Raw genomic sequence first — 10,876 nt, 5'->3', positions numbered from 1 at the left:
CTTTATCAGGTGTTCCGCGCCCCGCCAAATCGGCGTTTTCGCTTTCCAGCTGATCCGGGGAAAGAATTCCCGGTGCTTTTCCTGGCCCGTGTTTCCGTGGGCCTTTCGAAGCAACTCCCTGAGCTTACCTGCTCCGAGCGACTGCTCGAACCACGATGCTGTGGAGAGGGGGTCGATGGTCGCGGCCCGGTTCCGGGCGCGGACCACAGGGGTTTCGCCCGCCGTCCCGCGGCGACCTGTCCGAGTGTAGGAGAACCGCGGGCAGACGTCAAGTGAGGACCCGGATCGGTCGCCTTCTCGGCGATCCGGGCCTCGGTCTTTCCCGCGCGCGGGCCTCACACCAGGTGCGCGCCGGTACGTCGGCTGTGCTCAGACATGGTCGGTCATGCCCGATTCACCCTCGGGTCAAACCCGGGGTGGGCCCGGCCGAGGGTCCACGCAGCGACGAGGGCCGGACCCCCACGGGAGTCCGGCCCTCGTCCGCGTCCCGCTCGGCGCTCTCGCTACCCCTTGAGGACGACGCCGCCGATGTTGCGCTTGCCCTTGCGGAGCACGACGAAGCGGTCGGCGAGCACGTCGTCCGCGCCCAGCCGCGCCTCGACGTCGGTGACCTTCACGTTGTTCACGTAGGCCCCGCCCTCCTGGATCGCGCGCCGGGCCGCCGACTTGCTCGGGGTCAGACCGCTGAGGGCGAACAGGTCGGTGACCAGCAGCTCCTCGACGGGACCGTCGACCTCGGCCTTGGGCACCTCGGCGAGAGCCGCGTCCAGGGTGCGGCCGTCGAGCTCCGAGAGGTCGGCCCGCCCGAACAGCGCCAGGCTGGCGTCCTTGACCTTGCGGGTCTCCTCCTCACCGTGAACGAGCGTCGTCAGCGTCTCCGCGAGCGTGCGCTGGGCGGCTCGGGCCTGCGGACGCTCCACGGTCTGGCGCTCCAGGTCCTCGATCTCCTCGCGGGACAGGAAGCTGAACACCTTGAGGTAGCGGACCACGTCCCGGTCGTCGGCGTTGAACCAGAACTGGTAGAAGGCGTAGGGCGAGGTCAGCTCGGGGTCGAGCCAGACCGTGCCGGTCTCGGTCTTGCCGAACTTGGTGCCGTCGGCCTTCGTGAGCAGGTTCGTGGTCAGGGCGTGCGCCTGGCCGTGGGGCTCGTTGCCCTCCATCCGCCGGACGAGGTCAAGGCCCGCGGTGATGTTGCCCCACTGGTCGGAGCCACCGGTCTGGAGCGTGCACCCGTAGCGGCGGTAGAGCTCGACGTAGTCGTAGGACTGGAGGAGGACGTAGCTGAACTCGGTGTAGCTCATGCCCTCTCCGTCGAGACGGCTCTTGACCGTCTCCCGGGCGAGCATCTGGTTGATGCTGAAGTGCTTGCCCACGTCACGGAGCAGCTCGATCGCGTTGATCTCCCCCAGCCAGTCGCCGTTGTCGGCCAGGACGGCGTCGGTCGGTGCGGCCTGCTCGCCCTCGGGCGTGAACCGCAGGAAGGCCGAGAGCTGGCCGGCGAGGTTGCCGACCCAGCCGCGCACCGTCTCGACCGAGTTCATCTGGCGCTCGGCGTTGGGTTTGGGGTCGCCAATAAGGCCCGTGCCGCCGCCGACGAGCGCGATGGGACGGTGTCCGGCCTGCTGGAAGCGGGCCAGGGTGAGGGCCTGGGTGAGGTGGCCGACGTGCAGGCTGCCCGCGGTGGGGTCGAATCCGCAATAGAGGGTGATCGGACCATCGGCCAGCGCCTTGCGGAGTGCGTCAAGGTCGGTCGTCTGCGCGATGAGTCCGCGCCACTGGAGTTCGTCGATGATGTCGATCACTGTGTAGCTCTCTGTTGTGTAGGCGGGCCCTTCGGCCCGATCTGCCTAGCAGTGTAGGGCGGGTGCGCGTGTGGGGCACCCGGTTATCCCTCACACGGCCACGGTAGCGGCCGTGCGTCGGCGCAGTTCACACGGTGGGCGCGTGGTGGCGGCGTTGCCGGGCGGTGATGGCGCGGGCGGCGTGGTCGGCGACGGGGCACTTGACGCACTTGGCTAATAGCATTAGCTTCAGGGCTATGGGCATGAGCTGATCGGCTCGGCCAAGGAAGAGGGAACCCCACATGCACCACCTCCAGCGCCCGGAGGGGCGAATCGCCTACGACCTCCATGGAGAGGGCGACACCGAAACACTCGTGATCTGCGTTCCCGGGATGTTCGACCACCGGGCCTCCTTCCGGTTCGTCGCCTCGGCGCTCGCCGAGACCGGACACCGCGTGGCCGTCATGGACCTACGCGGCCACGGAGACAGCGACACCACGTTCGAGAGGTACGACAGCCGGGCGACCGCCGGTGACGTCGTCGCCCTGGCCGAGGAGCTCGGCGCCCGGCGGGTGGTCGTCGCGGGCAATTCGATGGGGGCCGCGGCCGCGACCATCGCGGCCTTGGACCGCCCCGAGCTCGTCGCGGGCGTCGCCCTGCTCGGCCCCTTCCTGCGTCCGGGAGTCCAGAACCTCCTGGAGCGCGCCGCCCTGCGGTTCCTCGTCTCCGGGCCCTGGATGTCGTGGGGTCTGACCGCCGTCTACGACTCCCTGCACAAGGGACGCGTCCCCGAAGGGCACCGGGAGCAGAAGGAGCGTGTCCGGGCGATGCTCCGACCTGCCGACCGGCGCGCGGCCGTGGCCCGGACCATCGCGGCTCCCAACGAGACGATCGACGACGCGCGCGGGATGGCCGCACGTGCCGTGGTGGTCATGGGCGAGCTGGACCCCGACTGGAAGGACCCCTGGGCCGAGGCCGACTGGGTGGCCTCGGCTGTGGGAGGCGACGTGGTCATGGTCCCCGAGTGCGGTCACTACGCGCAGTCCCAGCGACCCGACGTGGTCGTCCCGGTGCTGCTCGACCTGGTCGCGAAGGCGGAAGCCGGTGCCTAGGGCGGGGCTGACCCCCTCGGTGGTCACCGCCGACGCCGCCGCGTTCGCCGACGAGCACGGGTTCGAGGCCCTGACCCTGGCCGCGCTGGCCAAGCGGTTGGGGGTGGCCACCCCGAGTCTGTACAAGCACGTCGACGGCTTGGACGGCCTGCGGCGGGCGGTGTCCCTGCTCGCCGTGGCCGAACTCGCCGAGCGCCTCCAGGCGTCGGCGGTCGGCCGGTCCGGTCCCGAAGCCCTGCGCGCGGTGTTCGCCTCCTACCGGCGGTACGCGCTGGAGCACCCCGGGCGCTACTCCTCGATCCAACGGTCGCCGTCCCCGTCGGACACCGAGGCGCAGAGGCTCTTCGCGCGTCCCGTCGAGGTGATCACCGCGGTGCTGCGGGGGTTCGCGATCCCCGATGAGCGGATGGTGCACACGATCCGCGCCCTGCGCAGTGCCCTGCACGGGTTCGTCGACCTGGAGACCCGGGGCGGGTTCGGCCTCCCGGAGGACGTCGACGCGAGCTTCGCCCTGCTCACGGACGGCATCCTCCGTCAGTTGGAACCCGTTCCCGACGGCGGGGGGCCGATCGGGACCGGCGCCTGAGGTCGGGGACGCCCCACGCGGACGTCCTCCCCCGGCCCCGGGGCCCGGTCGCTCGGGGCCCGGCCGCCAGGAAGAACTCACCCCGGACACCGTTACGGACCGGTTCTCCGATGGGTCAAGCTTGAGGGACCCGAACCGGACGACCCGCCCGTGTCGGCAGGCACCACAGTGTTGGAGTTCCCCGATGGCCCAGAAGTCCTCCCCCCGACCCCCCGCCAAGGGCGGGAAGAAGCCCGCCTCACGGCTGACCGCGGTCGTCAGCACCGTCATCGGCGTCGTCGTGCTGGCCGCCTTCGTGTTGCAACAGCTGGGCGTGATCGACCTGGAGTTCGGTGATCCCGCCGATCCGCAGGGCTCCCCCGGAGGGGGTTCCTCCTCGGCGGGCTCCTCCGACGTCGACCAGGCCAGGGAGCGGTTGGAGGAGATCCGGATCGAGGAGGAGGACGACCCGCCCGGGTACGACCGCGCGCTGTTCCCCCACTGGGACTCCGGAGTCCAGGACAACTGCTCCACCCGTCAGGTGGTACTGCTCCGCGACGGCGAGGACGTCCAGACCAACGACAACTGCCAGCCGGTGTCCGGTTCCTGGTACAGCCCCTACGACGGTGAGACCTTCACCGAGGCCCAGGACATCGACATCGACCACATGGTGGCGCTCAAGGAGGGGTGGCGTTCGGGCGCCCACTCCTGGTCGACCGAGGAACGGCAGAAGTTCGCCAACGACCTCGACTCGTCCCAGCTGTGGGCGGTGAGCGCGTCGACCAACCGTGCCAAGGGTGACGCGGACCCCGCGAACTGGCTGCCGCCCCTGGAGTCCTCGCACTGCGACTACGTGGTGTCCTGGATCGAGGTCAAGCACAAGTGGGACCTCACCGCGGACCCCGACGAGGAGGCCGCCCTGCGCGAGGTCCTCGCGGGCTGCTGAACCGGTTCCGACCCGACGGCGGCCCCCGTTGTCCTGGGGGCCGCCGTCTTGTCATGTCGTGCCACCAGGGTCGCCGCCGCGATCGACGGGGCGGCCCCGCGTCCTTCCGGCCACCCGTGGCCAGGCCCTCGCGAGGGTGGCCGAACACGGTCCCCGGTTCACGACGCGCGGGGCCCTGGACGCACCCGCCCCGGAAGCTCCCCGCCCCCGGAGGTTCCCCGACCCGGGGCGCCCGGGCACCCCGGGGCCGACCCTAGAGCGGGTTCTCGTGACGCACGCCCCGGGCCGTGGCCAGGAGTTCCTCCTCACCGAGGCGGCCGAAGGGGTCGCGGACCTCGACCGCCACTCCCGGTTCGGGGCTCCAGAAGGCCTCCGAGCCGCCGTGCAGTCCGGCGGTGCCGTTGTTGTCGAACTCCCCGAGCTCCCAGGAGTCCGGGTCGCGCTCGTGGTAGTCCGTGAGGAAGGCGCGGACCGCCTCCAGGTCCGTCAGCCCCTCACCGCGTAGGACCAGGACCTGGAGCAGCACCTCGAAGCCGCCGCCCTCCTTGGCCTGCTCCCAGGCCCGCTGGGTGAAGGAGACCTCCCCCCACTCGTAGGTGAAGTCCGAGGCCGAGGCCTGGGGACCGACCTGGGCGGGCAGGTGGCCGATGGTGAATCCGTCCAAGGGGCCTCCTCGGGGGCCGACGGCGGACGCGGCCGCCGTGAGAACGAGTACGAGCAACGTGGCGAGGGCCACCGGGGCCCAGCTGGTCAGACGCATGGTCACCTCCGCCGGTGACCTCGGGACCCTCCCGGGTGACCGGTGATTCCATGCTCCGCCGGGCGGACGCCCGGTACCAGGGTGTCCTCGAACCTGTGGATAACTCCGCTCCGACACACCGGAGACCGTGCCCCGGCGCCCCGTGCGTCGCGGTGGCCCCCGGGGACCCCGTGCGTCCGGCTCCGCGCCGCGTCACGGGGTCAGGCCCCCTCGACGTGGTGGTCGTAGAGGAACTCGGCGATGGCCAGGGACGAGGTCGCCGCCGGTGAGGGGGCGTTGCGCACGCACACGACCCGACCGTGGGTGTCCACGTGGAAGTCGTCCAGCAGCTCGCCGTCGCGTCCCAGGGCCTGGGCGCGCACGCCGGCGGGAGCGGGGCGCAGGTCGGCGGCGGTCAGCTCGGGGAGCAGGCGTCGGGCCTGCCCCGCGAACACCGCTCGGGAGGCCGAGACCAGGGTCTCCCTCGCCCCCACCGCCCAGTGCCGCCGGGCCAGCCGCCAGAACCCCGGCCAGGCGAGCGTCTGCGCGAGCTCGCGCGAGCGCAGGTCACGGGCGCGGTATCCCTCGCGGGCCAGGGCGAGGATGGCGTTGGGGCCGGCCATGACCTCGCCGTGTACGTGACGGGTCAGGTGCACGCCCAGGAACGGGTACCGGGGGTCGGGGACCGGGTAGATCAGCCCCCGGACGAGGTCACGACGTTCGGGGACGAGCTCGTGGTAGTGGCCCCGGAAGGGGACGACCCTGGGATCGTCGCCCCCGCCCGCCATACGTGCGAGCCGGTCGCTCTGGAGCCCGCCGCACAGGACCATCCGGTCGAACCGGTGGATGACCCGCTCTCCCCGGGGATCGCCGGTGAGGGCCTCCGCGCCGTCGTGGTCCTGACGGATGTCGATGACGGGGGTGTTGAGCAGGACCCGGCCGCCGGAACGGCGCACGTCGTCGGCGATCTGCTCGGCGACCGCGACGAAGTCGGTGATGGCGGTGGCGGGCGAGTGCAGGGCCGCGATCCCGGCGGCGTGGGGTTCGATCTCCCGCAGGCCGTCGGGGCCGAGCCGGGTGACCCCGGGAACACCGTTCTCCCTGGCCCGGGCCTCGATGTCGTCGAGGCGCGCCTCCTCCTCCGCGTTCACCGCGACGAGGAGCTTGCCCGCCTCCTCGTAGGGCAGGCCGTGCTCCGCGCAGTAGTCCCGGAGCAGACCGACCCCCCTGCGGCACAGGGTCGCCTTGAGCGATCCCGGCCGGTAGTAGAGCCCGGCGTGGACGACGCCGCTGTTGTGGCCGGTCTGGTGCGCGGCGACCCGGTTCTCCTTCTCCAGGACGGTGACGCGGGTGCCGGGGCGGTGGAGGGTGATGTGACGGGCCAGGGCCAGTCCGACGATCCCCGCTCCGATGATGCCGATGTGTTCGGTGCTGCGCATGGGCGCACGCTAGCAAGCGCCCACCCGGCGCTCCGGCACCGGGTGACGAGGAACACCGAGCCCACCGGCCGGGATCACAGCGAACGCAGCCCGACCAACACGGCGTGCAGGATGTCGTCGCGCCCCAGCGGCCGGGAGGGCCCGCACCTTTGGAGCGCGCCCTCCGCGACCATGTCCGTGACCATCGAGCGCACCTGCCCCATGGGGAGGCCGACCTCGGCGGCCAGCTCGGCCACGGTGCGGGCGCGCACGGCGTGGTGGAGGATCGCCTCGCGCTCGGGACGCAGCCATTCCCGGTGCCCGGGGGTGCGGGCCGCCACGACCAGGGTGAGCAGGTCGAGTTCGGCGGAGGCCGCCGCGGGTTCGGTGAGGGCGGCCCGCTCCGGGGTGCCGACGTCGACGGCGTAGGGACGCAGGAACCGCTCGTTCAGCGCGTCCTCCCCCTCGTCGACGTGTCCGGGACCGCGGTCGGCGGTGCGGTCGGCTGTGCCGTGCTCCGTCAGCCGACGGGCGTGGCGGCCCTCAGCGCTCACTGTGTCCTCCTGGCGGTGTCGGGAAGGGCGCGGTTCCGGGCGGAGCGGAACCGGACGGTTCCTGCTCGCCGGAGTCGCCGAACCGGACGGGCGGCCGGGCTGAGCCGTCGCGGTTCCTCGGTCCCGGGGGGAGGTGGGGGCGCTGCGCCCCGGAGGGGGTGTGCGACCCCCGCGGGTCGGTGGTACCGCCCCGGTGCTGCGGGTTGCGCTGGGGCAGGGGCCCGGCGGGGGCCTGGGGGCCGCTCCTCGGCTGCGGTCCGCTCGCCTGTTGGACGCCCTGCCGGGGCGCGACACCCGTCCGGGGCTGCGGTCCGCTCCTGGGCTGCGGTCCGGTCCGAGCCTGCGGTCCGGTCCGTGGGCTCGGGTCGTGGCGCTCGGGGACCCCCTGCGGTCCGGACCGGCCGAACGGCCCCTGGGCGCCCGTCCCCCGCCCCTGGTCGGCGAGGTGCCCCAGGGCACCGGGGAAGGCGGGCACCCCCGAGGGGGCGCCGGTGACCGGGACGGGGTTGTCCACGGGCTCCAGCAGGCTGTCCGGGATGAGGGCGGTGGCCAGGGTCCCCCCGTACGGCGAGGGGTGCAGCCACACGCGGATGCCGTGCCGTTCGGCCAGGCGCGCCACGACGAACAGCCCCAGGCGGGGGTCGTCGGGCAGGGCCATGACGTCGAACTCCGGCGGCTGCGTGAGGGTGCGCTCGGCCGCCGCGTACCCCTGTTCGGACATGCCCAGCCCCCGGTCCTCGATCTCCACGACCAGCCCCCCGCCGACCGGGGTGCACCCGACGTCGACGGTGGTTCCGGCCGGGGAGAACTGGGTGGCGTTCTCCACCAGTTCGGCCAGGAGGTGGACGACGTCGGCGACCACCTGCCCGTGCATGAGCACCCGGGGCGCGGAGGTGAGGCGTACGCGCTCGAAGTCCTCGGTCTCGGCGACGGACGCCCGCAGTACGTCGACGAGGGGGCGGGGCTGGCGCCACCGGCGGGCGGACTGGCCGCCTCCCAGGATGATGAGGTTGTCCGCATAGCGGCGGGCCCGGGTGGCCAGGTGGTCCAGGCGGAAGAGCCGGCGCAGCGCCTCGGGGTCCTGTTCCTTGTACTCGATCTCGTCGAGGAGCCGCAGTTGGCGCTGGACCAGGGTCTGGTTGCGGAAGGCGATCCCGAGAAAGGCACGGTTGGCGCCCCGACGGATCTCCGCCTGGCGGACGGCCGCCTCCACCGCGGTGATCTGGGCGGTGTCGAAGGCGTCGGCGACCTGGCCGATCTCGTCGTCGCCCTCCTCGTCCAGGGCGGGGAGCTCGTCGACGACGTCGACCTTGTCGCCCCGCTGGGCCCGCTCGATGATGGCGGGCAGGTCGGCGTCCCGGTCGAGGATCTGTTCGCGCAGGCAGGTGAGGCGTTCGGTGAGACGGCGGGAGGAGCGGCCCACGAGCGCGATGGCAACCACGCCGCCGAGCAGGGTGACAGCCGCGGCGGCCACCCCGAGGGCGACCCGCAGCAGCGCGGCGCTCCAGGCCAGGTCGACGGTGCGTGCGATCTGGGTCCGGGCGATGTCGTCCAGGGAGCTGGCGGCGACGGCCGAGGAGGTGTCCCACTCCTGCGCCTCGATGTCGATGGCGGAGTTCCACTCGGTGAGGGGTGCCTGGCCGGGGGGCAGGTCGTCGCTCTGGGCGACCGGCGGGCGGGTGACGACCCTGCGGCTGAAGCCCTCCGCGCGGGTCCAGGTGTCGTCCTGGGTCAGGGCCTCGTGGGCGGCCCGGACGCTGGGGTGCATGGCGTGGCCGACGGTGTCCAGGGTGGCGCGGTAGGAGGCGGTGAGGAAGGTGAAGTGTGCGGTCTCCTCGTAGGTCATGCGTTCCGCCGCGATGACCCCGGCGAGCAGTGCGTCCGCCGTGGCATAGTCCTCGCGCGCGGCGAGCATCTCCCTGGTCAGGACCGCGTCGGTGAGGTTCTCGCCGCCGTCGGTGGTGTGCAGAAGCGCGATCACGGTGTCGGTGAGGGCGGACAGCAGGTCACCGTAGCCGCCGAGGGCCTCCTCCCGGTTGACGGTGCGCGCGTCGACCATGGTGCGCAGCGCGGCCAGGCGGTCGGGGGCTCCGGAGACCAGGGTGGCGTTGCGGTTCACCTCGGCGTCCCTGCCCCGCTCCATCCTCGTGGCGAGGTCGACGGCCTCGGACAGGGCCGAGTCGGTGGTCTCGCGCTGCTCCAGCAGGTCGTCGGCGCGGGTCGGCTCCCCTCCCCCGTCCTGGACTCCCAGGTGGACCATGGACAGTCGGCGTTCGGCGCGCAGTTCGGTGGCGGCCCTGGACAGGACCTCGGTGCCCTCGCGTGCCTGGCCCACGGCGTTCATGAGCTGCGCGGCCTGCGCGGTTCCCAGCGTGGCCACGATGAGCCAGAGCGCGAGGAAGCACAGGCTCGGGATGAGCACGATCCGGTTGAGCTGCCCGCGGATCGTCCGGTTGGACGCGTGAGTTCTTCGCATGGCCCCTCCAGCCCGTGCGGGTGCCGGGGCGTCCTGAGGAGGAGCCTCGGCGGCTTTCGGTCCTGCCGAGGCTATCGAAAAAACATTGCCGTACGTTGTCAAACGATCACGACTAGTTATAAGTCCTTGTGGGAACCGTGCCCACCGACCCTCCGGACCCAGCGACGCTCCCGTGTAGGAGCAGGTCACACCCGGCGTACGCGACAGGGCCGCCCGGTGGTCCGGGCGGCCCTGTGTGAAGCGGTCCTGGCGGGGCGTGTCGCGGGATCAGGACTCCGGACGGTGACGGGAGCCCACCGGCGCGGGCAGCTCCTCGGCGGTGGGCGGCTGCTCCACCCCCAGCGAGTTGAGCACCTCCGCGTAGCGCAGCGCGGCGATCTTGCCCAGCAGGCTGTCGGCGCCCAGGGGCGCGCCGGGTCGGGCGCCGTGGCGCTCGGCGAGCTCGGCCAGGTACCGGGCCCCGACCTCCGGCCCGAGAGCGCTGGGCGCGACGACGGGACGCTGGCAACCGCCCTGGCGCAGCTGGGAGACGACCTGTTCGACCGAGGCCTCGTTCTCCAGGTCCGCCGGGAGGACCGTCAGCCCGAGCCTGGCCGCGAGCAGCACCGCGGTGACACCGGCGGCGGCCACGGCTTCCTCACCGCCCACGGCACCGACGACGACGCCGTCCGCCATGGTGGTGTTGCGGGCGGTCACGCTGATCAGGCGCATGCGGTCGGCACGGACGAACCCGGCCTCGGCCAGGCGCAGGTGCAGCACCTCGGCGAGCATCGGGTGCGGTCCCAGGCCCTCGGTGACGCGGACGTCGGCGCCCGACTCGGCCACCGCGGCCCGGATCGCCGCGCTGGTGCCCGAGTGCGGCGCGGTGACCAGGGGGACCACGACGCCGGCGAGCGGTCGGCCCTCGGACTTCTCCAGGTCGGCCAGGGCCTCGCCGATACCCAGTTCGTTGCCCTCGGTGTGCCCGAACCTGATGGTGACCTCGGGGCGGTAGGCCCGGACGAGGTCGGCCATTCGGGAACCGATCAACTCACCGTCGGCGTCCCTGGCCTGTTCGGCCGTGCCCGGGACCGCCATGATCAGGGTGGGGGTACCGAACCAGTTGTCGAAGGACAGCGGGTTGCGGTGGCGTCCGGAACGCCGCTTGGGCAGTTCGCGTGGGGGAAGTCGGTCAGAGTTTCGCATACCAGGATTCAGACGAGAAGTGGATGGGGCTCGCTGTCAAAGCGGGTGGTCACTGCCGCGACATTGTAGCGTTCAACACCACATTCACGGGCGTTTCTCC

General features: G+C 72.3%; 9 protein-coding genes. 3 read left to right on the top strand and 6 right to left on the bottom strand.

Features of this window, described 5'->3' with window-relative positions; genetic code table 11:
* Positions 1-503 precede the first annotated feature (503 nt).
* On the bottom strand, positions 504-1,802 hold the full coding sequence (gene tyrS, locus ACFYL4_RS24575) for a tyrosine--tRNA ligase (protein WP_387521419.1): 1,299 nt from the start codon (positions 1,800-1,802) through the stop codon (positions 504-506).
* A 281-nt stretch (positions 1,803-2,083) separates the two neighbouring features.
* On the opposite strand from tyrS, the gene ACFYL4_RS24570 reads away from it, so the two are divergent.
* The 3 genes from ACFYL4_RS24570 (at position 2,084) to ACFYL4_RS24560 (ending at position 4,404) form a co-directional block, all read left to right on the top strand.
* Positions 2,084-2,893: an alpha/beta fold hydrolase gene (locus ACFYL4_RS24570; RefSeq protein ID WP_387521417.1), complete on the top strand. Its 810-nt coding sequence runs from the start codon at positions 2,084-2,086 to the stop codon at positions 2,891-2,893.
* Entirely contained in the window at positions 2,886-3,479 is a 594-nt protein-coding gene (locus ACFYL4_RS24565) for a TetR/AcrR family transcriptional regulator (protein ID WP_387521415.1), read from the top strand. Before ACFYL4_RS24570 ends, ACFYL4_RS24565 begins: the two co-directional genes overlap by 8 nt.
* Before the next feature lie 184 nt (positions 3,480-3,663).
* Entirely contained in the window at positions 3,664-4,404 is a 741-nt protein-coding gene (locus ACFYL4_RS24560; RefSeq protein ID WP_357766259.1) for an HNH endonuclease family protein, read from the top strand.
* Between the two features lie 253 nt (positions 4,405-4,657).
* On the opposite strand, the gene ACFYL4_RS24555 is transcribed toward ACFYL4_RS24560, so the two are convergent.
* The 5 genes from ACFYL4_RS24555 to ACFYL4_RS24535 all read right to left on the bottom strand — a co-directional run bounded on the left by ACFYL4_RS24555 (position 4,658) and on the right by ACFYL4_RS24535 (position 10,776).
* Positions 4,658-5,164 (bottom strand): hypothetical protein, encoded by a 507-nt coding sequence (locus ACFYL4_RS24555; RefSeq protein ID WP_357766257.1) that lies wholly within the window; start codon positions 5,162-5,164, stop codon positions 4,658-4,660.
* Between the two features lie 200 nt (positions 5,165-5,364).
* On the bottom strand, positions 5,365-6,582 hold the full coding sequence (gene lhgO, locus ACFYL4_RS24550; RefSeq protein WP_387521412.1) for an L-2-hydroxyglutarate oxidase: 1,218 nt from the start codon (positions 6,580-6,582) through the stop codon (positions 5,365-5,367).
* A gap of 74 nt (positions 6,583-6,656) precedes the next feature.
* Positions 6,657-7,115, bottom strand: a complete 459-nt coding sequence (locus ACFYL4_RS24545; protein ID WP_357766253.1) for a DUF742 domain-containing protein — start codon at positions 7,113-7,115, stop codon at positions 6,657-6,659.
* The gene (locus tag ACFYL4_RS24540; protein ID WP_387521410.1) at positions 7,105-9,591 is read right to left on the bottom strand and encodes a nitrate- and nitrite sensing domain-containing protein; all 2,487 of its coding nucleotides are present in this window, start codon (positions 9,589-9,591) and stop codon (positions 7,105-7,107) included. Before ACFYL4_RS24540 ends, ACFYL4_RS24545 begins: the two co-directional genes overlap by 11 nt.
* Before the next feature lie 267 nt (positions 9,592-9,858).
* Positions 9,859-10,776, bottom strand: a complete 918-nt coding sequence (locus ACFYL4_RS24535) for a cobalamin biosynthesis protein CbiX (protein ID WP_357766247.1) — start codon at positions 10,774-10,776, stop codon at positions 9,859-9,861.
* Positions 10,777-10,876: the final 100 nt, after the last annotated feature.

Origin of the sequence: Nocardiopsis sp. NPDC006938 (assembly GCF_042869555.1) — a bacterium.
In the GTDB taxonomy this organism is placed as follows: Bacteria; Actinomycetota; Actinomycetes; order Streptosporangiales; family Streptosporangiaceae; genus Nocardiopsis.
This window is presented reverse-complemented; position numbering and strand designations above follow the sequence as displayed.